General features: G+C 76.4%; 17 protein-coding genes. All 17 read right to left on the reverse strand.

Annotation, left to right across the window (positions count from 1 at the left end; genetic code table 11):
• Positions 1-6 precede the first annotated feature (6 nt).
• The 17 genes from ACTMTB_RS24530 to ACTMTB_RS24610 are packed head-to-tail and all read right to left on the reverse strand — an operon-like array spanning position 7 to position 26662.
• A complete protein-coding gene (locus tag ACTMTB_RS24530) occupies positions 7-3441 on the reverse strand; it encodes a DUF6519 domain-containing protein (protein WP_441148582.1) in 3435 nt (1144 codons plus the stop codon).
• The gene (locus ACTMTB_RS24535) at positions 3438-5561 is read right to left on the reverse strand and encodes a phage tail protein (RefSeq protein ID WP_441148583.1); all 2124 of its coding nucleotides are present in this window, start codon (positions 5559-5561) and stop codon (positions 3438-3440) included. The genes ACTMTB_RS24530 and ACTMTB_RS24535 overlap by 4 nt, the downstream gene beginning before the upstream one ends.
• Positions 5558-8017 (reverse strand): putative baseplate assembly protein, encoded by a 2460-nt coding sequence (locus ACTMTB_RS24540; protein WP_441148584.1) that lies wholly within the window; start codon positions 8015-8017, stop codon positions 5558-5560. The genes ACTMTB_RS24535 and ACTMTB_RS24540 overlap by 4 nt, the downstream gene beginning before the upstream one ends.
• Positions 8014-10392 carry a baseplate J/gp47 family protein gene (locus ACTMTB_RS24545; protein WP_441148585.1) on the reverse strand — a complete coding sequence of 793 codons (2379 nt, stop codon included), beginning with the start codon at positions 10390-10392 and terminating at the stop codon, positions 8014-8016. Before ACTMTB_RS24545 ends, ACTMTB_RS24540 begins: the two co-directional genes overlap by 4 nt.
• Entirely contained in the window at positions 10389-10751 is a 363-nt protein-coding gene (locus tag ACTMTB_RS24550; protein ID WP_441148586.1) for a GPW/gp25 family protein, read from the reverse strand. The genes ACTMTB_RS24545 and ACTMTB_RS24550 overlap by 4 nt, the downstream gene beginning before the upstream one ends.
• The gene (locus ACTMTB_RS24555) at positions 10748-11092 is read right to left on the reverse strand and encodes a hypothetical protein (protein ID WP_441148587.1); all 345 of its coding nucleotides are present in this window, start codon (positions 11090-11092) and stop codon (positions 10748-10750) included. The genes ACTMTB_RS24550 and ACTMTB_RS24555 overlap by 4 nt, the downstream gene beginning before the upstream one ends.
• Positions 11092-11595, reverse strand: a complete 504-nt coding sequence (locus ACTMTB_RS24560) for a phage baseplate assembly protein V (protein ID WP_179805109.1) — start codon at positions 11593-11595, stop codon at positions 11092-11094. The genes ACTMTB_RS24555 and ACTMTB_RS24560 overlap by 1 nt, the downstream gene beginning before the upstream one ends.
• On the reverse strand, positions 11592-12743 hold the full coding sequence (locus tag ACTMTB_RS24565) for a hypothetical protein (protein WP_441148588.1): 1152 nt from the start codon (positions 12741-12743) through the stop codon (positions 11592-11594). The genes ACTMTB_RS24560 and ACTMTB_RS24565 overlap by 4 nt, the downstream gene beginning before the upstream one ends.
• Positions 12736-13164: a hypothetical protein gene (locus ACTMTB_RS24570; protein ID WP_441148589.1), complete on the reverse strand. Its 429-nt coding sequence runs from the start codon at positions 13162-13164 to the stop codon at positions 12736-12738. Before ACTMTB_RS24570 ends, ACTMTB_RS24565 begins: the two co-directional genes overlap by 8 nt.
• Positions 13161-13817, reverse strand: a complete 657-nt coding sequence (locus ACTMTB_RS24575) for a hypothetical protein (RefSeq protein ID WP_154936630.1) — start codon at positions 13815-13817, stop codon at positions 13161-13163. Before ACTMTB_RS24575 ends, ACTMTB_RS24570 begins: the two co-directional genes overlap by 4 nt.
• Entirely contained in the window at positions 13814-21343 is a 7530-nt protein-coding gene (locus ACTMTB_RS24580; RefSeq protein ID WP_441148590.1) for an eCIS core domain-containing protein, read from the reverse strand. Before ACTMTB_RS24580 ends, ACTMTB_RS24575 begins: the two co-directional genes overlap by 4 nt.
• Positions 21340-21582, reverse strand: coding sequence for a hypothetical protein (locus tag ACTMTB_RS24585; protein WP_441148591.1), 243 nt, complete (start codon positions 21580-21582; stop codon positions 21340-21342). Before ACTMTB_RS24585 ends, ACTMTB_RS24580 begins: the two co-directional genes overlap by 4 nt.
• Positions 21579-23414: an ATP-binding protein gene (locus ACTMTB_RS24590; protein ID WP_441148592.1), complete on the reverse strand. Its 1836-nt coding sequence runs from the start codon at positions 23412-23414 to the stop codon at positions 21579-21581. Before ACTMTB_RS24590 ends, ACTMTB_RS24585 begins: the two co-directional genes overlap by 4 nt.
• Complete coding sequence (locus ACTMTB_RS24595; protein WP_441148593.1) at positions 23414-24700, reverse strand: DUF4255 domain-containing protein; 1287 nt, start codon at positions 24698-24700, stop codon at positions 23414-23416. The genes ACTMTB_RS24590 and ACTMTB_RS24595 overlap by 1 nt, the downstream gene beginning before the upstream one ends.
• The gene (locus ACTMTB_RS24600; protein WP_441148594.1) at positions 24697-25449 is read right to left on the reverse strand and encodes a hypothetical protein; all 753 of its coding nucleotides are present in this window, start codon (positions 25447-25449) and stop codon (positions 24697-24699) included. Before ACTMTB_RS24600 ends, ACTMTB_RS24595 begins: the two co-directional genes overlap by 4 nt.
• Complete coding sequence (locus ACTMTB_RS24605; protein WP_441148595.1) at positions 25446-26147, reverse strand: hypothetical protein; 702 nt, start codon at positions 26145-26147, stop codon at positions 25446-25448. Before ACTMTB_RS24605 ends, ACTMTB_RS24600 begins: the two co-directional genes overlap by 4 nt.
• On the reverse strand, positions 26144-26662 hold the full coding sequence (locus tag ACTMTB_RS24610) for a phage tail protein (protein ID WP_088961863.1): 519 nt from the start codon (positions 26660-26662) through the stop codon (positions 26144-26146). Before ACTMTB_RS24610 ends, ACTMTB_RS24605 begins: the two co-directional genes overlap by 4 nt.
• Position 26663: the final 1 nt, after the last annotated feature.

Here is a 26663-nt window from a genome sequence, read left to right on the forward strand (position 1 = left end):
GACAGCTCAGCTCACGTTGCCCGCGTTCCGTGCTCCGCCCTCGACCCGGATCAGGCCGTCCATCGACACGTTGTCGGTCACCGACCAGAGGCGCTTCGCCGGGGCGCCCGACCAGAGCGGGTTGACCATGATGCCGGGGTTGCAGTTCTGCACCAGGTTGTCCCGCACGGCCAGGATCGGCCCCCCGGCCGCGAAAGCCCAGATCCCCAGGCCGGTGCCGCCCGAGACGGAGATCCGGTTGTTCGAGACGAAGACGTTGCGCATGCTGCCGATCTTGATGCCGCGGATCGTCCCCTCCCCCCGCCACCAGGCCTTGACCAGGTGGATGTCGTTGCCGGTCACCCGGATCGTCCGGCCCTGGATGGGCGGACCGGGGTGGTACGACACCCCGATGTGGACGCCCTCGGCCACCTGGTCGAAGCGGCAGTCGGAGACCTCCACGTCACCGACGGCCGTGCCGCCGCCGATCACCACCCCGCAGGCCCCGATCGACGCCTCGGCCGCGGCCGCCAGTTCCTTGCGGTACCCGGCGGCGTACCGGTCGCCGAACGCCGGCTCCAGCAGGATCCGGTCGGCGACCGAGCGCAGGTGCTTGGCCGCCGCCGACGGCGTCTGCACCGGGCGCGACGGCGGCGACGCGGCCAGCGCCGCCTCCCAGGCGCCCTGCCCGAGGGCGGAGTCGAAGCGCAGGCTGGCCCCGGGCGCCGGCAGGGCGACGTCCCGCCGGTCCCGGGCGATGTCGTCGGCCCTGCGCACGTTGACCCCCTCGCCGACCAGGTAGTCCCGCAGCGCCTTGCGACCCTCGTCGGTGTCGAAGATCCGCCCGGCGGCGTCGCCGAGGCGGCCCTTGAGCGAGGTGAGCTGCCGCTTGTAGCTGGGCAGCCGGCCCGGGTCCGCAGCCGCCAGGTCCGCCAGCCGGTGCAGGTACGCCCCGGCGCTCTGGTCCGAGCGAAGGTCCTCCGGCGTCGGCGGGTGCAGGGCGGCCAGGGTCCGCCACTCGCTCTCCGGCACCGTCGAGTTCATCCGCACGCCCCACTGCCCGACCCGGACCACGGTGTTGAAGTCGCCGCGTTCCAGCCGGTCCTCCCGGTCCAGCGCCAGCCGGCCGACCAGCTGGGTGGCCAGCTCGCCGCGGAACTTCTCGTCCTTGACCAGCTCCTGGAGGGTCAGCGAGAGCGGTCGGGGCGGGGTGCTGAACCGGCACCGGGTGACGACGGCGTGGTCCGGGTTGACCAGGAGCACCCCCTGCTGACCGTGACCGATCAGGAAGTCCGAGTCGAGCACCCGGACCCGGCCGGGCGGGGTGCCCTGGTCGTTGCGCACGGTCAGGCAGGTGCTGCGCGGCGCGGCGCCGGCCACCCCGGCCAGCCGGACGTGCTCGACGGTCACCTCCTTGCAGTTGATCGCGCTGACCGGACCGAGCCGCCCCGAACTGTCGGCCGGCCCCGGGGTCTCCACGAACAGGTGCGACACCGACACCGAGCCGCAGTTGGCGAAGAGCAGCGCGTACTCGTGGCCCTGCACCTGGATCCGGCTCGCCGGCCCGCTGCCGAGCAGCCGGATGTTCGCCCGGTTGCTGAAGGTCACCGGGGTGTTGCTGGTGTAGAGCCCGGGCGCGAAGCAGATCAGCGCGTCCCCGGCGGGCAGGGTGTTCAACGCCTGCACCCAGTCGATGCCCGGCCGCAGCGTCAGCGTCGCCCAGCCGCCGGTGCTGGCCGCGGCGAGCTGATTGATGGCGGCCTGCACGGTGGTCGCCCCGGCCAGCGACGGCCGCCCGGTCGGGTCGTACGACACCCGGTCGGCGCGGGAGAGGCTTGCGGTGAAGGTGAGCGGCAGGTGGGCCGGCTGCATCGCCTCGTCGAGGAGCTGGGCGGTGACCTCCTGGGTGGCGGTGCCCGAGTCGAGCTGCCAGGCGCAGCGGGCCCGGCCGTCCATGCCGGTCTCCACGGTGACCGTGCTCGCGGTGGTCGCGCCGGCGGTCAGCTTCCCCTGGCCGATGGTGACGGTGAACCGCACCCGGGCCTTGGCGACCGGTTGGCCGCCCGTGGAGACGCCCGCCACCAGGTCGTGGCCGAGCGGCACCAGCGTCGCCGGGCTGTTCGGCACCGGCACGGCCTCCTGGCCCTCCCCGCCGAGCAGGCTCAGGGTCAGTTGGCCGGTGAGCGGGGCGAAGACCGGCCGGCAGTCGCGCAGCACGCTCCACTGGCTGCCGTCGTACCCGAGGACGCCCAGCCGGCCGTGGGCCCGGCGCGGGCCGTGCGGGGTCTGCGGCAGCGGCGTCGTGCCGGTCCTCGGCCACTGGACGTCGTGCACCGCCGAGCGGGCGGGGAAGGACCACCAGTCCCCGGTCCGGAAGCTGCCCGCCGCGCCGAACCGGATCTTGATGCCGAGTTCCAGGTCCAGCTCGGCGCCGCCGGTGGGGATGGTGCCCCGGCCGTCCCAGCGGCGCACCCGGGGCCGCCGGGGAAAGTCGGCGCGGTTCAGGCTGCCGGTGGCGGTGGCCGGGCGGATCACGATCCGGTCGCCCTCCACCCGGTCGACCTGCACCAGCGTGCCCGGCGTCGCGTTCTGCTCCCGGGTGTCGTCGGTCAGCTCCACCCAGGACCCGTTGGCGAAGCCCGCGCTGCCGTCGCGGCCAGGCACCTTCACCGTCAGCACGTCGACGTCGATGCTCTCCCAGGTCGCCACCGTGGAACCGTTGTCCCGGGACCACACGTAGGTCGCCGCGCCGGGAGCGCCGCCGGCGAGGATCTCCACCCGGTAGCACTGGTTGTCCAGCCCGGTGTACGGGGAACCGGTCGGGATGACGCAGTCGCCGCCCGGAGCGCCGGTGGGATCGGCGCGGACCGCGAGGGTGCCGGTGGAGCCGGCGGTCAGCTCGGCCCAGCCGGGCGGGGTGTCGGCGCACCCCACCGGGGTGTTCGGCGGGCCGGCCTGCACCAGCCGGACCTGCCAGACGGTGCGCAGCCGGGTAGCGGTGTCCGGGCCGCCCAGGGCCACCTCGCGCAGGCTGGCGTCCTCGATGGCGGTGACGTGCTGCGACCAGGCCTGGAGCCAGGCCACGTAGACCCCGGCGGGGACGGCGGCGCCGGCGGCCAGCCAGGTGCCGTCGAGCTTGCGCACGAACGGACCGGCGGCCGGCAGGTCGGGCTGGGCGAAGACGGACATCTGCGCGTCGTTCTCGCAGAGCACCCCGTCGAGGTAGTAGCGGCCGGCCGACAGCTTCAGGTCGCCGCCGCCCCCGGTCAGCGCGAACGCCCCGTTGGCCAGCGGCGCGCCGGCCGGGCCGACCAGGTCGGTCAGCGCGGTCGCCCGCAGGTGCGCCTGGATGTCCTGCTGCTCGTTCCAGTCCGCGTCCAGGTCCACCCGGCCCTGCTGTTTGCGCACGCTCGTCGCGTGCCGCCGCTGGTCGAACGTCGAGCGGCTGATGTCGCCCTTCATGGTGTGGTTCCTCCGGTCGGCAGCACGGGCAAGGGAGATGCCACCCGCCCCAGCGGCAGGTACTCCCGCAGGGCGAGGGCCAGGTTGTTGAGGCGTTGCGGGGTGAGCGCGCGTCGGAACGCGCCCATCTCGGCACCGGACTCCGCGCCGCTGCGCAGCTCGGCGGCGGCGGTCTCGGCGAGCCGGCCGTACGTCGCGTCCCCGTACCGGGTGCTGGCGAAGGCCGGCCCGACCCGGGTGGCCACGTCCGGGTCGCCGGGGCGGGCCTGCACGGCCAGGTCCGGCTGGCAGCGGTAGCGGCGCGGGGTGACCGAGCCGGGCCGCAGGTAGCTGAACCGCAGGTACCCCTGCTGCCGGCGGGCCACCGTGACCACCCCGTCGAGCAGGCAGTCCGTGGCGGTCAGCACCCGCGCGCCGGTCGCGCCGAGCACGGTCACCCCGGCCAGCTCGACCTCGGCGTCCGCGGCGCCGATCCCGCCGTGCACCAGGGTGTCGGTGACGGTGAGCGGGCCGTCGCCGACGGCCAGCGACCCGGTGACGCACCGGTGCAGCGCCACCTCGACCCGCTCGTTGCCGGCCGCCACGGTCAGCCCGGTCGCGCCGGGCCCGACCGTGCAGTGCCGCAGCTCCAGCCGTCCCAGCCCCGGGCCGCCGGCGGACGGCGCGGCCACCGTCACCGGGCCGGCCACCAGCAGGCCGTCGACGACCAGTTCGCCGGGGCGGTCCCCCGCGCCGGCGCCGGTGACCGCCAGGCCGCCCAGCAGGCAGGGCCGTACCCCGACCGGGTCCAGGTCGGTCTGCCGGCGGGGCCGGTCCGGCGGCCGGGGCCACTGGGCGGCCAGCAGGGTGAGCCGGCTGCCCTGCCCGACGCGCACCGAGACGGTCTCGGCGTAGCGGTGGCTGTCCAGCAGCACGATCCGGCCGGCGGTGCCGGGATGGGCCGCCTGCCAGTCGTGCCAGGCGGTGACGGCCTCGCCGAGCGAGGCGACCACCTCGCCCGCGCGGGGCGGCTCCGTCGCGCTCACCCCGAGCTGCCAGTCCACCGGGCCGCCGGCCGGGCCGAGGTCGCCCCGGCGGGGGTACGGGCCGGCGCCGACGTCGGCGCTGAACGCGTACCACCAGGAGAGCGCCAGGCGGTGCACCGGCCGCCCGGCGGCGACGGTGACCCGGCCGAGCACCGGGTCGACCCGGACCAGGCTGCCGGTGGGCAGCTCCCACCCGGTCAGGTCACAGATCCGCAGGTGTTCCAGGGGTACGGCGCGCAACTCGTCCGCCGCGGTCGGCTGGATCCACACCACGAAGGAGGGATCGTCCTCGCGGAACCAGCGCAGCTCCTCCGGGGCGGGCGGCGCGGCGGAGCCCAGCGCGGCCAGCTCGTCGCGCAGCGGGCGGCGGCGCAACGGGCCGGGCACGTTCGCCTCGTCGGCGCGGTGGTCGATGTCCGGCTCGGTCACGGTCGGCCCGGTCAGCTGCCGCCCCACCCCGACCGGCTCGATCCACCACCGGCCGTCCGGCGGGTCCGCCGCCGGGGCGACGGTGGCCCGGTCCAGCCGGTACGACGGCAGCGGCCACACGTACATGCCGATATTGGGGATGTTCGGGCGGCCCTGGCCGGCACCCATCGCCCGCACGTCGACCGTGCGGCAGACCGGTTCGAACGGCCCGCCGACCAGTTCCAGCGGCCCGGCGGCCCGGATCGCCGCGGTGGCCGGCGCGGTCTTCGGGTGGTTGACGTGCTGGGTGATCACCAGCCGCTCGAAGAACTCGACGGCGGCGGTGCTCCAGCCGGTGTTCGCCCGGGTCAGCTCCTCCAGCGCGGCGGCGGTGCCCTTGCGGCGCCGGAACCGGATGGTGTCGGCCACCCGGGCCCGGTCGGAGAAGGCGGCCGCGTCGGGCAGTGGGTGCAGCCGGCCCGCGCCCACCAGCTCGCCCAGGTAGGGCACCACCCACTCGGCGCAGGTCTCCACGAACCAGTCGTCGGAGAGCTGGTCGACGTCGGCGCCGAGCCGGGCGGTCTGCTCGGCCATCACCTCGACCAGGGCGCGCAGCACGCCCCCGGCGGCCTCGTCCGCACTGCGCAGCGCGGCGGGCAGCAGCCCCCAGATCTCCTCGGCCCTCACGATGCCTCCAGCAGGGTGACGTCGCCGGCGTCCGCGGTGAGCAGGTCGGCGGGGAGCAACAGGTCGCCGGCGCGGCGGGCCGGCGCGGCCACGATCACGTCCGCCCGGCCCGGGGGCAGCTCCGCGTCGTGCAGGAGTTCCAGCACCACGCCGGCCACCCCGGACACCCGGTGCAGCAGGGCCTGCACCTCGCTGGCGCGTACCGGTTGGGCGTAGTCCCGGGCGGCGAAGGACAGGCCGGCGACCAGGGCCGCGCGGGCCGCGGCGGCGACCGCGACGAAGCGGTGGCCGGGGGCGACCAGCAGCCGGGCGGTCACCGCGACCCGGCGGCGGCGGTGGCCGAGGATCCGGACCGGCACGGCGGGTTGCCGGGCGGCGTCCAGCGCGCGGAGCAGGTCCGTGCGCAGCTGCGCGCCGTCCGGGATCGCGGCGCCGTCCGGCCCGGCGACGGTGAGCAGGACGATCTGCCGCTCGCCGTCCCAGACCAGGTCGGCGCGGGCCTTCCCGACGCCGGCGAAGGCCCGTGCGAAGTCCGCGTGGTCGTCGAGGGAGACGACCCGGCCGAGGGTACGCACCGCCAGCGGCGCGTTGCGCCGTGCCCGGTCCACGTTCTCCGGGTCGTCGGCGCCGGCCGCCGGGACGGGGTTGGTGACCTCCATCAGACCCAGCGGGCGGGACAGCGGAATGGTCAGCCGCCCCGCCGCCAGGTCGGCCGACCGGCCGATGCCGGACCGGTAGGTGGCCACCACGTTGTCCTGCCCGGTGGGCAGCCGGGCGCCGGTGCGGCCGTCGCCGAAGGTGACGGTGACGGTGCCGTCGTCGGCCCGGCGGACGGTGTAGACCCGGGCGGTGGGAGCCTGGCCGAGCAGCGCGGGGACCTCCTGCCAGCGGACCCCGTCCACCCAGACCGCCAGGGTGGTGCGCGCCCCGCTGGCGGTGGCGGCGGGTACGTGGGTCAGTGGCGCGTGCCGGAGGGTGAACCGCTGGAACGCCTGCCGGGCGTCGCCGCCGCCGAGCACCTCGGCCCGGCTCTCGCCGTGCGTCGCCTTCGCCACGTTGCCGAGCACCCGGACGCTGTCGCGCCGGTAGGTGTGGGCGATGGTGCTGTCGAGATCCACCGTGGCCGGGCCGCGCACCCGCAGCACGGTGACCACCTCGGAGACCGCCGCGCCGGTCGGGTCGACGCCGGTGAGCACCAGCCGGCGGCCGGGTGCCAGGCCGGGCGTCGGGCGGGCCAGCTCCAGGGTGGCCACCTTCGCCAGCGGGGCGGTCTCCGGTCGCGGGGCCACGGCGAGCTGCCGGCTGTCGCCGAGCACGGTGGTGCTCCGCCGGGAGAACGTGTTCGAGTCGCCGCCCGTGACGGTGATCCGGGTGGTCCGGGCGGCGATGCCGAAGTCCGCCACCGGCACCTCGGCCACCGCGCTCACCCACCGCACCTGCGCCGCCCCGGCGGTCTCCAGCACCACCCAGGAGCCGGCCAGGATCGCCGGGTACGACTGGTCCAGGTGCAGGTTGCGGTCCGCGGCGGCGAGCGGGGCGTCCGCCCAGCTGTCCTTGCGGGCGGCGTACGCGCCGGGCAGCACCTGGTTGCTGGTGCCCGGGTTCAGCTCGCCGACCCGCAGCGCCACCGGCAGCGCCGACCACGGCTGGGCGTTGAAGCCGAACAGCGCGGCCCGCTGCGCGAGCAGGTGCACCTGCACCCCGGTGACCCGGGGGCGCAGCTCGACCGGGAGGACCTGCGCGGCCAGCGGCGCGTCCAGCGTCACCACCGTGTACGCGGGCACCACCTGCCGGCCGTCCCCGCCGGCCTGCGGCGCGGGCAGCACCGCCGTGGCGGCCCGGACCCGCCGCACGTCGAACCAGTCCGGGCCGAGCACCAGCAGCACGCTGCCGGCCGGCAGGACGGTGTCGGCGCCGGCCAGCGTCAGCGTCTCGTCGCCGGGGCGGGGCGGCCGGGGCTCGGTGACCCGCAGCCCCACCGCGTTGAGCTCCGGCCGGGCGACCAGCGGCTCGACGGTCTCGAACACCTGCGGCAGCTCGCCGGGGCCGGGCACACTCTGCGCCTGGCTGCCCGCCGGGATCGGCACCCCGTCCGGCGCGCCGGGGGTGGCGGTGACGGTGAACGACAACCAGGTCGTCGCGGCGACACCGGGCCGCAGCTCGTACCCGATGGCCCGGGCCAGCATCAGCACCGAGCCGCGCTCGGTGGCGGTGCCGAGGAAGCCCTCGTTGGCGATCCGCTCCTGATAGAAGGCGAGCACGTCCAGGGTGGTCGCCCAGGCGTGCAGCAGGGCCACGGCCGGGTCGTCGACCTCGCGGGTGGTCAGCCCGGCCAGCTCGGGGCGGGCCCCGAGCCGGGCGAGCATGTCGGCGGCGAAGTCCGCCTGCCGGCCCAGCCGGTAGTTCACGCCGGCCCGGCCGGGCGGGTTGGGCCCACGGCCCGCTCGTGTCGTCACAGTCCACCCACCAGGTCGAGGTGCAGGATGCCGTGCTCGGGCACGCTGGGATCGTTGTCGAGGCGGATCACCTCGGTGTCGCCCGCGCGCAGCACCCGCGCGGTCAGCTCGCCGCCGGGCGCCACCCCGACCGGGTGCAGCTCGGTGACCCGTACGTCGGTCACACCCGGGACGGTGACGGCGGCGGCGAGCAGCTGGCTGAGATAGAGCGGCGTGCCGAAGCTGAACCGGTCCGGGTGGAAGAAGCCCCGGCTCCCGTCGGGCAGGTCCCGGTCGGAGAAGAGGTCCAGCAGGGCCCGCCGCACGTCGGAGCGGAACGCCCCGGGCGTGACGCACACCCACAGCCGCAGCTCGACCGGCAGGTCGACCGGGTCGCGCAGTTGCAGGTCGTACCCGGCCACCCGGAACCGGTCCAGCCGCCCGGCCAGCCGGCGGGCCAGCCCGGGCTCGCCGGCCAGCCGCTGCCCGCCGCGCAGGTCGAGGGTGAGGAACACCGTCCACCAGGAACCGGTCCAGCGGATCCGGGCGGTGGCGTTGTCCACCTCCGGCAGGCGCAGCGCCGCGGCCACCCAGTCGGCGGTGGTCACCGCCCGTTCCTGGGTTCCGAAGGCGACCGGGGCGTGCTGGCGGGCGTGCTCGGTGTCCTCCGGGTCGGTGCCGCCGACAGCGGGCAGCGGGTTGGTCACGGCCAGCACGCCGGAGCGCTCCGTGACCAGGGTGGTCAGGGCGTCGTGGCCGAGGTTCCCGGCCGCGCCGCCGCCGCGCCACCAGGTCACCTCGAACACCGTGCCGGCCGGTGGGCGGCGACCGGACACGTCGTCGCCGAAGCGCAGGACGACCCGGCCGTCGCCCTCGCGTTCGGGCACGAACCCCTGGTCGAACCGGTCGGCGTTGAGCAGGTCCCGGCGGGGCCGCCAACTGCCCTCGGTGGTCTCCAGCCGGATCAGCGGCAGCGCGGCGCGCGGGTCCTGGGTCAGCGCCTGGCTGGCCGGGGTGTCGGCCGGGAACGGGGTGGCCGCGGCCACCGGCTCGGCGGTCAGCAGCGGCCGCCAGCGGGTCTCCTCGGCGGGCGGGAGCTGACCGCGTACTCCGATGGCGTGCTGGGCGGCCACCACGTTGGCCCGGGCGACCGCACAGGTGACCAGGTGGTCGGTGCCGGAGCCGGCCACCGGGGCGGTCACGGTGAGCGGGAAGGCCAGCCGGTCGGCGGCGCTCCACCCGACCTCCAGCACGTTCACCCGCGCGACCGGGTCGGTGCCGGCGCGTACCGAGGTCAGCCGGACCACCTGCCGCCGCGTCGGGTCGGCGTCCGCCCGGCGCCCGGTCTCCGGCGAGGCCACCTCCTCCAGCAGCAGCAGGTCGCCGGGGGCCAGGCCGGTGGCCGGCTGGTCGAGCAGGGTCGCCCCGACCGCGCCGGCGGGCAGGCAGCAGTCCCGGCCGCCCCACACGTGCAGGGCGATCTCGTTGCGGCTGGCCTGCGGGGTGAGCGCGGTCAGCGTCTCGAACCCGGTGGCGCCGCCGGCCAGCAGCGCCACCGCGTCGGCGGCCGGCACCGCCGGCGTGGCCCGGTCGGCGGCCAGGACCGGGGTGCCCGCCGGGATGCCCTGGGTCTCGGCGTCCGAACCGGCGGTGACCCGCACGCTGAGCCAGGCGCGGGCGGCGCAGCCGTCGTGGACGGCGTAGTCCAGCAGCCGGGCGTGCCGGCGGACCGAGATCCGGCTGCGGGCGGTGCCCAGGTACGCCTCGGTGCCGGCGGCGTCCTGCCGGTACGAGAGCCGGTCGGCGACGTGCGCCAGCGCCTCCACCACGGTGATCAGCGGGTCGGCCGGGTTACGTTCCGCCCAGCCGGGCAGGGCCGCCACCCGGTCCAGCATCAGCCGCCGGAACCCCGCGTAGTCCTTGGCGAGGTAGTCGGCCGGCGCGCCGGCCGGGCGGGGCGGCGGCCCGGCCGGGGCCGCCGGGGCCGGGTCCAGGTCGCTCGGGCAGTTCGCCTTGAAGGAGAACGTCGCCTCGGCCAGCACCGGGTCGAAGCCGGCCGGCACCCGGTCGTCCACCGCGGAGCGCACCAGCCGCAGCGTGTACGGGGAGAAGTCGCCGGCCCGATCCACCCGGACGGTCAGCTCCGCGCCGGCGGCGGAGACGCTGACCACCCGTACGCCGGTGATCCGCACCCCGCCCTCGACGATCACGTTGCCGGCGGCCAGCGCGGCGCCGGTGGGCACCCCGTCGGGCTGGCCCGGCAGCGGGTGCAGGAACCCCACCCGCAGCAGCTTCTGGTCGGCCGCGTCCACCTCGATCCAGTCGATGCCGTTGAACCCGCTGCCCGGGCGGGCCACCTCGGCCCGGCGCTCGTCGTCGGTGCACCGCACGGTCATCTGCTCCCCCTCACGATGGCGACCTCGGCCGGCCGGCCGGTGGCGCGCAGCCGGTAGCCGACGTGCACCTGGACCGTGGCCTCCGCCAGGTCGACCCGGACGTCGTCGACCTCGATCAGGTCGCCGAGCCAGCGCTGCAACGCGCTGCGGGCCTGCAACTCGGCCGCGCCGACCACCGCCTCGTCGACCGGGGCGAAGAGCAACTGGCCCAGGCCGGCGCCGAAGTCCGGCCGGTTCACCCGCTCGCCGGGCGAGGTGAACAGCACCGCCTCGACCAGGTCGGCGACGTGCCGCTGCGGGCTCGCCAGCCCGGAGCGACCCCGGTTGTCGGGACGCCAGGGAAAGGCCGGGTAGGTCACGACGCCACCGCCCTGATCTGGAAGCCGGCCACCGTCGGTGGCCCCTGCGGGATGCCCTCGGCGCTCACGCCCAGCCCGACGCTGGTGGCGAGCATCGCCGGCTGGCCGTTGACCAGCACCCGCGCCGCCGGGGTGGTCCACTGGATCCGGACGCAGGGCTGGGGTTTGGTGCCCGCGCCGACCGGCACCTGGAACGGGCAGCCGGTCACCGGGTACGCGTCGGCGGCGGTCACCACCGGCAGGCCGCCCACCAGCACCCGGGAGTTGCCGGTCTGCGGGGTGACCGGCCCGGCGTGCGGGCAGGAGAGCACGGCGCCGACGTGCAGCAGCGGGCCGGGCATCAGGTCACCGTCAGCGCGGTCTGGTTGACGGCCACGGTCGGCCCGACCAGGGTGATCGAGGCGCCCTTGCCGTTGGAGATGACGATTCCGGTGTCGTTTATCGAGATCATCGCTCCGGTGAGCGTCTTGAGCAGGATGCCGCCCGCCGGCCCCGGGGCGTCGGAGACCATCACCGTGGCCTGCCCGGGGGTCTGCAGCACGATCGGCGGGGTGGGTGGCGGGGCGGCGGACACCAGGGCGGGGATCTCCGCCTTCGAGCCGTACCAGCAGCCGGTCCAGATGGGGTGGTCGGAGTCGCCCTGCTCGAACTCCACCCAGACCCCGGTGCCGGGCAGCGGCACCGCGTACATGCCGGACTGGATGCCGGCCAGCGGGAAGCAGGGCATCGCCCAGGTGGACGGCGGGAGCGTGACGTCGGGGACGGTCACCTGGATCCGGCCCTGCTGCAACGGGTCGATGTGGTTGACCACCGTGCCGCGATACTTGCCGTAGTACCTGGTCATACGTCGACCCTTCCCGAGGTGGAGATCTGGGCGTTGCGGCTGAGGTTGAACCGCTGCTTGACCTCGCCGGCCTTGACCGTGGTGGTCACGCTCTTCACCGCGTACTCGCCGTCGTAGGCGCGTCCGGCGCCGCGCACCCCGACCAGCCGGCGGCACTGCAGCAGGCGGCCGTAGCGCAGCACGTCCAGCGAGCCCGAGCCGGTGATCACGTTCGCCGACTGGGCGGCGCGGGCCAGGCCCCGGGCGAGGGTCTGCACCACGTCCATCCGGGCGGTGGCGTCGTCGGTACGGCTCGGGTCCGCCCGGCCGATGTTCATCCGCCGGTACGACAGCGGGATCGGGATCTTGCGGCCCAGCGGCGGGTTCAGCGGGCTGACGTCCGGCACCGGCAGCGGGATCGGTACCCGGACCTGCTCCGGGAACGCGGTGAGCAGGTAGACGGTCTTCTGCACCCCGTCGAACGAGAAGGACAGCGACTCCACGTTGGAGAAGGCGTCGGCGTTGACGGTCAGCGCCGGCTGTGCCCGCCCGGCCCGGACCTCCGGCCCCCAGTACGCGGTGTTCATCCCGGGCGTGGGACCCGGCTCCACGTAGAAGGTGTAGCCGACCTCGTCGGCCAGCTGCGACACGTACGCGAAGGTGGTGCCGCGCACGGCCGGGACCCGCTGGATCGGGTTCGGGGCGAACACCAGCACGCTGGGCACCAGCATCGGCACCACGCCGTACGCGGCGAACGGCGCCAGCAGGGTGAGCACCCGGGCCTCGGCGGGCATCGGCATGGGCAGGCCCGACAGGTCGATCAGGTCCATCATCTGGCTCACGTCGACCCCGGTCAGAGTCAGCGTCGACGCGCCGGCCTCGTTGCTGCGGGCCACGTCGTGGCGGGTCACCACGCCGTCGGAGAGCACCTGCGGGCGGCCGTCCAGGTGCAGGACCAGCAGCACCCGGGTCGGCGGGTCGAGGCTGCCGTCGGCGAGCATCCGCTCCACCAGCGAACCTCGGCCGAGGGCGAACCGCAGCTGGAAGCCGGAGCGCTGGCCGGCGTTCTGGGTCACCTGCGCCTCCTGCAACGCCTCGACGAGTTCGTACGGGGCGGGCCCGAAGGTCAGCGGCCCGACCAGCAGTTGCAGCCGCACTCCCCTAGGCATCGCCGGCTCCGGGGAACCCCTCGGGCAGCGCGACCCGGACCACCCGGCCCGGCTGCTCCAGCTCGGCCGGGTCGAAGGCGCCGTTGGCGTCGCAGAGCTGCCAGAACGCGGTCGGGTCGCCGACCGTACGGGCGGCCAGCAGGTCGACCCGGTCGCCGTCGGCCACCTGCTCCCAGCCGGCGGTGGCGAGCCGGTCGGCGGGCGGCACGAACCGGCGGCGCAGGTGGACGACCTCCTGCCCGGTGTCCGGGTCCACGGTCACCGCGGTGCCCACCGTGGCGTACCGGCTCTCCGGCGCGATCGTGCCCCCCACCGGTACGCCGGCGGTGCTGCCGCCGGTCGCGGCGAGCAGCGTCTCGGCGACCCGGCTGCGGGCGGCGACCAGGGCCGGGTCGGTCTCGGGCGGCAGCGGCGCGGTCACGGCAGCCGGTCGATTCCGAGGTCGGTCAGCCGGCCGCCGCGCGCCCGGCCGGCGAGCTGTTCGAGCTGCTGGTGGGCGGCCATGGCGAGGCCACCGGCCCGGCCGGCGGTGCCGACGTCGTTGACCGTCAGCACCCGCAGGCCCAGCCGGATCTTCGCGCGGATGGGGTTCAGCATCGGGTCGAACGCCTCCTCGGTGATGGTCAGCTCGGTGATCCGTACCGGCCAGAGCCGGCGCCGCCCGAAGGCCAGCAGCACCAGCGGCGCCGGTGGCGGCACCACCTCCAGGGTTCCGGCGGCCAGCAGCGCCGCGGCGTCCTGCACGGCGGTCAGGCTGGGATAGGCCAGCGACTCCAGGGCGGCCAGCTGCGCGGTCAGGCCGAGCTCCACCGCGTCGGCGTTGGACCGCGGCTCGGCGAGCTGGTCGGCGGCGTCCAGTTCGGCCTCCAGGGTGAGCGTCTGCACCGGCGGTCCGGTGATCCGCAGCGCCTCGCCCTTCGCGCCGCCCTCGGCGCCGCCGGTCTTGAGCTGGAAGCCCCGGGTCAGCGCGTCCGGGTTGTACTGCAGAGTGATCACCCGCCGGGTCCGGCCGCTGTCCGGGTCGAGGACCACCAGGCCGGCGCGGAGCAGGCGGGGGCTGAGCGGACTGGTCACGGGGTGCCTCCTGTCGAGGGTCGGCGCCAGCGGATCCGCTCCGCGACGGCCCGGGTGATCCGCCCCTGCAACTGCCGGGGGTTGAGCCCGTCGAAGGTCAGCGAGCAGTTGGTCAGGTCGGTGACCCGGATCTGGCCGGTCTGCAGGCCCAGGCCGGTGAAGAGCAGGTTCACCCGCGCGACGGTCGCGCTGCTCAGGGAGATGGGCCGCAGCGCCCCCGGCTGGTCGCTGCCGTCGGCCGCCCGGCTGATCCCGCCGCCGATCCGCAGGCCGAGCAGGGCGTCGGGGGCCAGGACGATCTCATTGGCGCCGCCGAGCGGGAGGGTGATCTCCCGGGGGTTGTTGACCGACAGATCGGCGTCGATGTTGCGGATCGCCAGCCGTCCGGGCGGCGACGGTTGGTCGCTCTGGACGTCGGCGATGGTGTGCAGCAGTTCGTCCCGGGACTCCGGGGTGGGCCGCAGCAGCCGGTTCAACCGGATCAGGTGCTCTTCCCGGGCCGGCCGGACCTCGCCGGTGGGCAGCCGCCAGCGCAGCAGGTCGACGGTGTTCGGCTCCTGCGGGCCGAGCCCGGACGGGTCCGCGACGGCGGGCAGGGTCACCCGGTAGACGAGTTCCTCGCCCTCCATGGTGAACCGCCCCGGTGTCCACCACGGCAGCGCGCCCGTCATCCGCCGGTAGTCCAGCGCCCCGTCGTGGAACGCCAGCCGGGCCTCCCAGGTCCGCTCGCCCCAGACGAACCCGGAGTGCACCACGTCGAAGTCCAGCCGGCCGTTGAGGCTGTCGAGGACCTCGCTGAGGTGGTACGTGTTCAGGATGCGCAGCAGCCCGTCCCAGGCGGCGGCCATCTCGCGGCGGCGCTGCTGGCTGGTGGTCGGGGCGGGGGTCGGGCTCGGCCCGCCGCCCAGCAGCATGCCGAGGTCGAGCGCGAAGGTGGCGTCGCGGATGTCCAGCGAGGGCAGCTCGCCCGCGCCGGAGGTGATCTCGTGGGTGAGGTCGCCGAGCAGGCCGCGCTGCACGAACACGTACAACCCGATGCCGTGGTCGACGAAGGTCAGGCCGCTGATCTCGCCACCGGTGGCGGTGATGGTGGCGGGCGGGGGCCCGCTCGGGCCTAGGCCGGCACCGCCCTGCTCGTAGCCGATGGAGGTGAACCGCAGCCCGTACTCCGGCCGGTCGTGGGGCGCGCCGAGCAGGCGCAGCTCCCGTCGGGCGTCGGCGGTGACCTGGGCCCGGATCGCGGTGAGGGTGGGTTGGCGCAGGTTGAGTCGCAGGCCGCCGTGGTCGAGGAAGTCGACGGTCAGCCCCGCCGCGCCGAAGTCGGCGGTGCCGTCGGAGAGGAAGGTGCCGATGTCGAAGCCGACCCGGGGTGCGCTGATCGCGCCCAGGTCCAGCCCGCCCATGATCCGCATGCCCTGCGCGGTGTGGGTCGGTTCGACCAGGAAGCCGTCCAGCGGCGGGGTGGGGCGCAGCCGCAGCTCGCCGAGGACCGTCTCCTGGTCGGTGGCCAGCCGGATGGTGGTGCCGTCGCCGAGGTCGACCAGGAGCCCGCTGGCCCGGGTCTGCCCGACCACCAGCTCGCGCAGCAGCAGCCGGCGGAACCGGCCGCCGGGCGTGCCCGGCGGGTGCAGGTCGATCCGGGCCCGCGCGCGGATGTCGAGCAGGGTGATGGCGCCCTCGCCGGGCCGGATGCGCAGGCCGAGGGACTGGCCCTGCCAGTCGAGCGCGTCCACCGACACGGTCGCCAGCCGCAGCCCCGGGCCGCCGTTCGCGCCGATGTCGATCCCGTCCGGGCGGATGCTGACCAGGCCGGTGTCCAGTCCCTCGAACTGGACGTGCTGGGTGTGCTCGCCGGGGTTCGGGCCGGTGCCCAGGTGCCCTTCCGCGCCGGTGACCCGGGCCTCGACGTGGCCGCCCCGGCCGAAGGCCAGGGTGATCTGGGCGGCCGACAGCGCGGCGTCGACCCGCAGCGCCGCGTCGACCCGCCCGGCGATCTCCAGCCGGGTGGCGCCGGTGGTGATCCGGCCGGCGACCAGCCCCGCCGCCCGCGACCAGCGCAGGCCGCGCACGTTCACGTCGAGGATCTCCAGCGGCGGCAGGTCCGGCTGCCCGGCCGGGGTGGGCACCGGGCGGCCCAGGCCGACGTCCAGGACCCCGCTGCGGTAGCGCAGGTCCCGGCTGGTGATCCGGTCGATGTGCAGGCGCTCGACGAGCAGTTCGGCGTCGCCGGGCGGCCGGACCTGCCCGTCGGGACCGGTCCGCTCCGGGGCGCTGTCCCAGCGGCCGGTGACGGTGAGACCGTCCAGCACGGTGGGGCCGTGGGAGACGATCCGGCCGTCGCCGGCCCGCCAGTCGATCCCGGACAGTTCGATCCGGGACGGGCCGATGTCCTCGAACCGCAGCCCGCCGGCGTGCTCGGTGACGATCCGGCCGCCCAGCCCGGCCCGGCGGACGGTGACCGAGCCGTCGGGGGTGCGCAGGGTGGTGTCGGCGAGGGTGACGCCGCTGAGGGTGATCTGCTGGCTGTCCGTGGGGTCGCTGAGGATCCGGCCGGTGGCCGGGTCGACCCGGTGCGCGCCGGCCCGGATCAGGTCCACCGTGACGGCGGCGGCCGGGCCGACGGGCTGGCCACCGACCGTGCCGGTGATGGTGGTCGGGCCGCCCTGCAGCGCCCGGGACAGCACACTGAACCGGAGCTGGTCAAGCTGGCCGATGCTCAGCCGGCCCGAGTAGGTCAGCTCCTCGCCGGACAGGTCCAGCTCCAGGTCCTGCACCCGGACGCCGACCAGCGCGCCGGAGACGACCTCCACGCTGTAGCCGGGCGCCGGGTCGGTGACGTCCATGCCGATCCGGTCGGCGTCGATCCGGTCGATCACCATGGTGCGGATCAGCGCGCCCCGGACCTGCCGGCCGGTGGCGGCGGGCGCGGTGCGGACCAGTACGTCGAGGCTCATCCGGCCGATCCGGGTGCTGCCCCGGGAGTAGAGGCTGCGGGTCGCCGACCGCATGGTGACCCCGGTCAGCTCGGTGCGTTCCACGACCAGGTCGGGCAGGCGCAGGTCGTCACCCTGCGGCACCACCCGGCCGTGGATCGCCTCGCCGGGGCTGCCGTCGGCGCGGGCGGGCGCGGTGAAGGCGATCCGTCCGGCCGTCGTACCCGGGCCGGACAGTCCGGTGACGGTGAGGTCGCCGACGCCGAAACCCGCGGCGGCCCGGCCGGTGGGCAGGCCGGCCTCGGTGGCCGGGCCGCTCAGCTCGGCGGGGAGCAGGCCGCCGCCGGTGACGTCCAGGTCGGCGCGAGCGCGCAGCCGGTGGGCCTCGATCCGGTCCACGGTGGTCGCGCCGCTGCGGACGTCGGTGGCGGTCACCTCGGCCACCCGGATCTCGGCGCCCAGGGTGGCCGGGTCCAGGCCCGCGCTCAGCCCGCTGACGGTCAGCCCGCCGACCGACAGGCCGAAGTACCGCCGGGCCCGTTCCCGCAGCTCCTGGAACTCGCGTTCCTCGGCCGCGCTGCGGTGACCCGGGACGTACCGGCCCGCCGCGTCCACCGGCTCGGCGGGGCGGGCCGCCAGGACGCGCAGCCGGTCGAGGTCGGTCAGCCAGCGGGTGAGCTCGGCGCGGCGCGCCGCCCACTGCGGCTCGTCGGGCAGCGCAGCGAGCTGGGCGGCGACCTGCTCCCGGGTGGGCAGCTCGGCGGCGGTGACCCGGAGCGCGGGCTGCCCGTCCGCGCCGGGCAGCAGTCGTACGCCGGCGGCGGTGACCGACGCGGTGCTGCCCCGGGCGAGGGTGGCGGCGTCCGGGGCGGTGCGGTCCCGGCGGAACCGGGCGATCAGCTCGTCGTCGGGCAGGTACTCGCCCGACCGGGAGGGCACCGAGCCCTCGGCGTGGATCGGGTCGATCTCCAGACCGGCGGCCTCGACCCGGCCGGTCAGCCCGGTCACCCGGATCCCGCCGATGTCCAGGGTGCCGCCCGCCGTCTGGCGGAGCTGGTCCGAGAGCGCGACCAGGCGACGTCGTTCGGGCTCGGTCAGCGACTCGGCGTTCCAGCGGTGTCGGGTCTCCAGCCGGTGCAGCTCCCGCTCGAGCGGCTCCAGCTCGGTCAGCTGCCGGGTCACCTGGCTCAGCCGGTCCTGCAGCGCGGCCCGTTCGGCGACCGTCGCCCGGCCGAGCCGTTCGCGCAGCGAGTCCTGCTCGGCGCGCAGCCGGGCCGGCAGGCTGTTGCCCAGCCCGATCAGGGTCCGGCCGACCTCGATCCGGCCGACCTGCTGCATCCCGGCGAAGGAGAGCCCCTCGGCGGTGGCGCTGGCGAAGCTGACCCGCAGCGAGTGCAGCATGGCGACCGCGTCGGTGGCCCGCTCCCCCACCGTGCGCGGCGGGCGCATCACCCCGTCGGTGAGCAGGCCGATGGTGGCGTTGGCCAGCGGCGTGAAGATCTCCCCGGCGCTCAGCGAGGCGAACTGGCGGGCCAGGAAGGGCGCCCCGGCCGTGTACGGGGCGAGCAACGCGTCGCTGATCTTCGACAGGAACGGCAGGCCGCCGTAGAAGGAGATCACGTTGTGCAGCAGGTGGATCAGCGGGTCGATCAGCGGGATACCGATCCAGCCCCGCCGGCTGGGCTCGGTGACGTCCTCCCGACCGGTCGCCCCGGCCCGGAAGGCCAGGCTGGACAGGCCGAAGCGGGTCAGCCCGAGGATGCCGCCCGGCAGCGAGTCGCTGGCGTAGACCACGTCGGAGACGCTCAGCCCGGTCATTCCGGCCTGCGCGCCGACCGGCCGCTCGTAGCCCCGGTCGGAGAAGGAGGCCACGATGTCCAGGCCGGTGAGGACGACCCGGCCGGTGCGCAGGGAGCTGCCGGTGAACGTCCGGTTGAACCCGTCGAGCTCCAGCCGGGGCAGCCGGACGCGGAGGATGCCCTGCCGGGCGTCGACCGACGCGGACAGGTGGTTGGTGTGCGCGCGGTCGGTGTCACTCAGCCGGGCGCCGCCGAGGTCGCCGCTGATCCACTGCGCGTCGTGCAGGTCGAACTCGCGGAGGGTGACCTCCTGGGTGAACATGCTCAGCCCGGTCCGGCTGAGGAAGAGCAGCTTCAGCCCGACCGCGACCAGCCGGGCCAGGTCACCGACCACGGTGGGCGCGTCGTCGGTGCGCAGCGTCTCGGGTTCGAACGAGGGCCGCAACCGGGCGTGGTAGAGCCGCAGCTGGTCGACCAGCTCCCGCAGGCCGGGGACCTGGTCGGCCCGGACGTCGCGGGAGCGCAGGAACACCCAGCGGCGGTCGTCGAGGGCGTACAGCTGGACGATCAGCGAGCGCAGCTCGGTGGCCCGGTCCGCCCGCCACAGCCGGTCGTCGCGCAGCCGGTCGCGGAGCTGGTCGCGGGCCTCGATCCGGCGCGGGCCGGAGATCGCGGTGACCGCCAGGGAGGCCCGCATCTCCGGGGTCATCGCCGAGCGCATCCGGGCCCAGCGGTCCGGGTCCTCGGCCTCCAGCCGGGCCTGGTCGGCCACCGGCAGGTTCCGCACCAGCTGGAAGGCGAGCCACGCCTCGCGCGGGTTGACCGCCCAGTCGGTCAGGCCCACGGCGAGCAGCTGGCGGGCCTGCCGTTCCAGGTGGGCGGGGTCCCGCAGGGCCAGCAGGTCCAGCACCTCGGTCCGCCACATCTCGTGGGTGAGGTGGGCGTCGGGCAGCGCGTCGAGGATCCGGTCCAGGTCGCGCAGCGCGTCGAGCCGGTGGACGGCGGTGCGCAGCGTCTCCCGGCCACGGGCGGCCGCTGCGCCGGTCACCGCGCCGGTCGGCTGGTCGAGGCCGATCAGCCGGCGGACCAGCGCGACCGCCCGCGGCCCGTCCAACCCGGCCTGCACCTCCCGGTGGATCTCCTCGACGACCCGACCGGCGTCGACCTGCCCGGCGCTGCGGCGGGCCGGGTCGAGCGGTTCGGCGAAGCTGCCCACCCCGGTGTACCGGCCGCCGAGGATGTCCTCGGCGGGGATGTTCTCCTCCAGCCGGGCGAACCACCGGCCCTGCTCCAGCCGCCGCCACCGGTCCTGCGCCGCCAGCGGCAGGCTGCGCACCAGCAGGTACGCGAAGCGGGCCTCGTGGTCGCGGATCGCCCAGTCGAAGACCCCGTACGACAGCAGCCCCTCGATCCGGGTCAGGTTCTGGTGCTCCTCGCGGGCGGCCAGGACGACGAGCAGCCGGGGGCCGAGGGTCGCGCCGATCCGCTTCTCCTCCCACGGCAGGTCGTCGAGGAGCACGTCGAGCCGGCCGGCCTCGTCGAGCCGGCGTACCACGTGGCGCAGCCGCGCACCGGGTTCCGGCGGGCCGGCGGTGGCCGTACCCGCGCCGGCCGCGCCGCCGCTCGGCGCGGTGGCGGCCGCGCCCCCGGCGGTCGGCGGCGCGGTGGCGAGCGCGGCGAGCAGGTCCAGCGCCGCCGGGGCCCGGTGCTCGCCGATCAGCCGCTCGGCCCGCCGCGACACCGTCCGCAGGTCGGCGTCCCCGTCCAGCCGCCGGCTCTCGTCGTCGACCCCGCCCAGCGCGGTGAGCTGCGCCCGCAGCGCGGCGGCGTCGGTGCCGCGTGGCGTCCGCTCGGCCACCAGAGCGTGGAAGAAGACCTTGCGGTCGCCGTTGAGCAGTTCCCGCAGGACGCTGTCGCGCAGCGCGCGCACCACGTTCAGCGCCGTGCGCCGCTCGACCGGGCCGAGCCCCTCGGTGCTCAGCCCGTGCACGTTGCCGGCTTCCAGGACCCGCAGCAGGTAGGGCGTCTGGCCGCCGAGCGCGGCGAGGGCGGCGCCCGGGTAGAGCCGGTGGTGGTCGTCGTCGAGGTTGCGGGCCAGGTCGGTGCGGCGGTTCGCGGGCAGGCTGTGCACCAGGTTGCGGGCGACCAGGAAGGGCATCGTGTCGAGCACCCGCAGGCAGCCCCGCACGTCGTCGCCGGAGACCCACAACCCGTCGAGCAGGTCGATCAGCCGGGCCCGTTCCGCGCGGTAGCGCCGGTCGACGATCTCGCTGAGCTGCGACTCCAGCAGCCCGGTCTCGGTCTCGCTCGCCGCCGCCGTGCTGGCCGGGGGCGACGGGGCGGTGGCGACGGCGCCGGTGTCGGCGGCGACCGCGCCGGTGGGCAGCCGCGCCGCCGGCGCCCACAGCGGCCGGCCGGCCGCGGCCGCCTCGGCGAGCTGCCGGGCCTCGGCCTCCGGGTCGGTCCGGTTCGGGTACGCCCCGGGCGCCGCGCTCGCCTGCGCCAGGTGCCCGAGTTCGTGGGCCAGCAGGGCCCGCCCGGCGGCCCGTCGCGGGTCGAAGCCGGGGGCCAGGTAGAGCGCCCCGTCGGCGAAGAGGCCCCGGGCGCCGTGGTTGCCGGCCCGGCGCCCGGCGTCGCCGAGGTGCACCCGCACGGCGTCCGGCCGCAGGCCCAGCGTGGGAGCCCACCGGCCGACCAGGTCACTGGTCAGCGCGGCCAGCGCCTCGTCCCGCGCCGGGGCGTCGTCCCGGTCCGGGGCCGGCGCGGCGTGGACCGCCGCCTCGCGCTCGGTCATCGGCCCGGCTCCGGGTGTCCGGGGCGGCCCAACCCGGCCCAGATCGCCTCGGCCAGGGCGGCCGGCAGGTCGGCGTCGGGGCGGGCGCGCAGCGGCCCGGGCGCGGGGGCGCTCCTCGGCAGGCCCCGGTCGGTGAGCAGCCTGGTGAGCGCCGCGGTCACGGCGGTCGCGAGCGCGGCCGGGTCGGGCACCTCGACCCCGGTGAGGACCAGCTCGCGGACGTCCACCTCGATGTTCATGTCCACAGCCCCGGGTCCGCGGGCCGGTCGTGCTTGGCGTACTCGGCGGCGACCGCGTCGAGGACGTGTCGCATCCCGATCAGGGCGCCGTCGCCGGACGCGACGAGCGCGGCGCGCAGGGCGATGGTGTGGATGTCCCCGCCGGTGAGGTCCAGCTCGGCCAGCCGGGCCAGGTCGAGGCCGTCGGTGGCCAGCCCGGGCGGGAAGGCCCGCCGCCACAGGTCGGCCCGCTCGGCCGGGCCGGGGTGTCCGAACGGGACCACCACCCGCAGCCGGCGCAGGAACGCCGGGTCGATCGCGGTGCGCATGTTGGTGGTCAGCACCGCCACGCCCCGGTACTGCTCCATCCGTTGCAACAGGTACGACACCTCGATGTTGGCGTACCGGTCGTGGCTGTCCTTCACCTCCGAGCGCCGGCCGAACAGCGCGTCGGCCTCGTCGAAGAGCAGCACGGTGCCGCCGCGTTCGGCGGCGTCGAAGATCCGGCGCAGCTGCTTCTCGGTCTCCCCGATCCACTTGCTCACCACGGTGGCCAGGTCGATGCGGTGCAGGTCCAGGCCGAGCGCGCCGGCCACCACCTCGGCGGCGAGGGTCTTGCCGGTGCCGCTGGGCCCGGCGAACAGCGCGGTGACGCCAAGCCCCCGGGCGGTGCGCTGCCCGAACCCCCGCTCGGCGAGCAGCACCCGGCCCGCGGCGGCGGCGGTGAGCTGGCGCAGCTGCTCGCGCGCCGGCGCGGGCAGCACCAGGTCGTCCCAGCCGGCCCGGACTTCAATCCGCTCGGCGAGGCCGTCGAGGTCCCGGCGTACCCCGGCGCGGACCAGGTCGCGGGCGGCGGTGACCGGATCGGCGCCGGGCCGTCCGGCGGTGGCGAGGATGTCGCTGTGCGCCAGGTCGAACTCGCGGGCCAGTGCGGCGGCCGGTCCGCCGGTGCGGCCGGGCAGCACCCGCCGCCACAGCTCCCGCTGCTCGTCGCGGGTCGGCCGGTCCACGACCGGCCCGACGCCGACCCCGTGCAGCGGCACGGCCCGTGGGGTGGAGACCAGGACGTCACCGATGATCCGGGCCAGCAGGTACTCCACGGTGGTCAGCAGCTCGGGCGGCTCGTCGCCGGCCAGCTCGACCACCAGGACCGGGTCGGCCAGTACCACCTCCCGGTTCCACAGCCGGGCGAAGGCGTCCCGGTCGGTGACGGCGCGGGGCAGGTCGACGGCGGAGACCCGGTGACCGGTACGCCGCACCGTGGCGACGGCCAGCGCGACCACGTCGGTCCGGTCGGCCCGGTCCGGCCCGCAGATCCGCAGCGCGCGGCGGCCGGCCTGCCACGCCTCGGCCAGCTGGGTCGCGGCCCGTCGCCGGCTCGCCGGCAGGGTGGCCGGTGGGGCGGGCAGGTCCGCCAGGTACGGCCGGAGCCGCTCGTCGAGGCGGCCGGCGCCGCGCACCTCGTGCAGGATCCGCTCGTCGGGACGGACCGGGGCGTGCGGCAGCGGCCCGTCACCCAGCTCGACCAGCCGGGCGGCGCGCAGCGGCCGGTCGGCGGCCAGCGCGTCCCAGTGCGGGCCGGGCAGGGTGTCCAGGCACCAGGCGAAGGTGGGGGGACGGTCGAGCAGCCCGAGCTCCCCGGCGATCGCGGCGACCAGGACGTCGCGTTCGAACCCGCTGAGCCCGAAGCCGGCGGCGATCCGGTCCAGCGCAGGGCAGCCGGCCGGCGGCGGGTCCGCCGGTTCGCCCTTGAGCAGCAGTCGGATCCGGTCCACCTCGGCGGGCAGCCCGTCGTCGGCGGTGGCGGCGACCGGCGGGGCGGGCCAGCGGGCGGCGGGGCGCGGGGCGGGCATCACAGCACCACCGACGGTCCGGTGTACCGGCCGGAGGGGTCGGCGGTCAGCGGGCTGTCCACCCCGTCCACCCGCAGCCGGGCCAGGTACGTACCGGCGGGCAGGTCGCGGAAGCCGAAGCGGATCCGGTCGGTGCCGTCGGCGCCCGGCGCGACGCCGTTGCCGGGCGGTGCGGGCAGCACGGTGCCGGTGCCGCCGGTCAGCGAGAGGGTCACCTGCTGGGTCGCGCCGACGCGCGGGTCGACGGTGACGGTGACCGCGCCGGTGCGCAGCGGCACCCCGTCGACGGTGCGGGTGGAGTCGACCACCACGTCGCCGGGCGCGACGGTGATCAGCGGACGGTAGGTGACCGGCACCGCGTCCGAGCTGAGCGCCGGTCGGGGGCTGGGCGGGTCGCCGAGGTCGACCGCGTGCGTGACGACCAGTCCGGAGATCCCGGCCGGCACCGGCCGGTCGAAGGCGGCCAGCGGCACCCGCAGCTCCCCGGCGGTGGCGGACGCCGGGCTGGCGCTGGCCGCGCCGATCCGGATCCGGGTGTCCCGGCCGGACAGGTTGCGGCCGGTGACCACCAGCGTCGCCCCGGCGGTGACCGGGGTGCCGGTCGGGCCGTCCGCCCGCACCTGGTCGACCTCGGGTCCGGCGACGTCGACGGTGCCGGCGGTGACCGCGCGGACCGGCAGCGGTTCCCGCGCACCGCGCACCGGGTCGATCAGCACCACCGAGACGTCGAAGAAGACGCTGGTCCGGTACGGCGCGCTGAACGCCGACCAGACCCGGAAGGTCTCCTCCCCGCCCGGGCTGTTGGTGGTGGTGAGCCGCAGCTGCTCGAACTGCTCGGCGAGGCGGGAGTCGGCGACCGGTGCGGGCAGGGTCGGGTCCGGCGGGTCGGGCGCGAGGGACCGGCGGATCGCCGTGCGGGTGAGCACCGGCGTCTCGTGCAGCATCGCCAGCAGGTGCCCGAGCAGGATCTCGCTGGTCAGCGGGTCGTGGCCGTAGACGCTCGCGACGTAGTGCAGGTCCACGCCGAGCGGCGGCGCGGCGACGTCGTCGCCGGCCGCGTCGCGCGGCGGCGGGCCGAGGTTGGCCCAGGACGGGTTGCGGGTGACCCGGTTCAGGAACAGGTTGACCTGGTTGCCCTCCTGGTTGCCCACGGTCACCCGGTCGGGCGGGCCGGCGGACACGGTCACCCCGCCGACGGCCGAGGAGGCGCCGGTGGCGCGCAGGTAGGCCATCAGCTGGCCGCGCAGCACCGCGGTGACCGCGGCGAGGGCGTACGCGGTGCTCATCGTGGCCCTCCCGGGTCGCGCAGGTAGGCCTCCAGCTCGGGGGCCGGCCCCGGCTCGGCGGCGGGCGGCGGGGCGGCGGGCGGGACCGGCGGCCCGGCGGCGGCGACCGGGCGCTGGCCGGGGGCGAGCCGGACGTCGATCCGGCCGATATGGACGTGCACGGTGGGCCGCTCCGGTGCCCGGACGGCGGCCCGGGTCACCGGTGCGACGCGCGTCGGCGGGGCGGGCGGCGCGGGCCGTACCACGGGCGCCGTGACCGGGGGCGGTGCCGGCTGCGGCGGCGGGGCCGGCGCGGCGGGCGGGGGCGGCGGCGCGGCCGGCCCGGCCGGTGGGCGCCCGGTCACCGCCCGGTCGAGGGTGACCTCCCGCAGCACCCGGGTCGTCTCCTCCCGGGTGACCGGCGGGGGCGCGGCCGGGCGCGGCGGCGCCGGCTCGCGCGGCGGGGCGGCGGGGACGGCCGGCACGGCCACCGGCTCGACCGCCGGCGCGGTGGCCGCCGCCGGCGGCCCGGGCGGTGGCACCGGCGGTGGCGCGGCGGCGGGCGTCAGCGTGCCGGGCGGCGCGGCCGGCGCGGCCACCGGACGGGTCGCGGGGCGCGGTGGTACCGGGGCGTCCCGCTCGAGGTCGTACGCCTCGAACCCGCCGCCCGGCTCGGGCTGCTCGGGTTCGAACCGGCCGAGGGTGCGCGGCTGGAGCCGGTGGGCGCTGCCCACGGCCAGGGCGGCCAGCGCGGCCAGGTAGCCGGTCATGGCACCTGCTCCAGGTACGCGGCCCGGCGGTGCGGGCCCAGGCCCAGCACCTCCGCCTCCGACCAGCCGTACGCGCGGGCCAGCCGGTGCACCTCGCCGAGCAGCCGCCGGACCCGGGCGTCGGCGGCCTGCCACGCCCAGGCGGGCAGGTCCAGCAGGGCCTCGGCTTCGGTGCCGCAGGCCGGGCAGGTGAGCGCCACGGCGACCACCCCGAGCGGGTCGCGCTCGGCCATCGCCGCCGACACGGCCGGCAGCAGCTCATCCGGCTCGGCCACCGGCGGCTCGGCGGCGACCAGGCAGCGCTGGAGCAGCCGGCGCTCGGCGTCCGCCGGGTCACCCGCGCGTGCCGCCTCGGCCAGGTCGGCCGGCGTGGGCAGGCGCAGCGTCAGCCGGTGCCCCCGCCAGTCCAGGGTGAACGTGCCGATGGCCGGTTCCGGCGCGGCGGCCAGCAGCTCGGCCACGGTGAAGCCCACCTCGAGGCGTTCCGGGCAGGCCGGACAGTCCATGATGGTCTCCACCCGCCCACCGGTCCACTCCCCCGCGGTCCGCAGCAGCAGGGCCGCCACCGCGCCCACCGGCAGCCGGTCGGCGTCGGGGCGGCCGAGCAGCACCAGCGGACGGTGTGCCGCCGGCCGGTCGAGCGCGTGGTCCCAGGCGGAGACCAGCTCCGCCTCGCTCAGCGGCCGCCCTCCGGTCACGACCCGAGCCGGGGCTCGGCCGGCTCGGCGACCGCCTCGTCGCGCTCCCAGCCCTCGTTCTCCAGCTTGATGTGCTCGATCGCCACCGCGTTGGCGTTGGCGTCCAGCTCCGGCAGCGCCTGGTACTCCGACACCCAGCACCGGAACAGCCGGTAGGACTGGGCGACCTGGCCGGCCTCGTTGAGCAGCTCGATGGTGATGTCCCGGCGAAAGTCGGCCAGCGACACCTCGGAGCCGAGCCCGGCGTGCAGCGCCCAGATCTTCCCGGCCCACGCGGCGAACTCCGCGTCGTGGGTCAGCCCGCGCTCCAGCGTCACCGCCTCGAACTCGCTGCGCCCCGGCGACTTGCGGCTGGTGGACGGGTCGCCGCCGTCGCGGTGCTTGACCACCTCGGTGGTCCGCTTCAACGCGCTGACCTTGCTCACCCCGGCCACGTACCGGCCGTCCCACTTGACCCGGAACTTGAAGTTCTTGTACGGGTCGAACCGGGTCGGGTTGACGGCGAACTGCACCATG

Origin of the sequence: Micromonospora sp. L32, from assembly GCF_052068055.1 — a bacterium.
Lineage (GTDB): Bacteria > Actinomycetota > Actinomycetes > Mycobacteriales > Micromonosporaceae > Micromonospora > Micromonospora purpureochromogenes.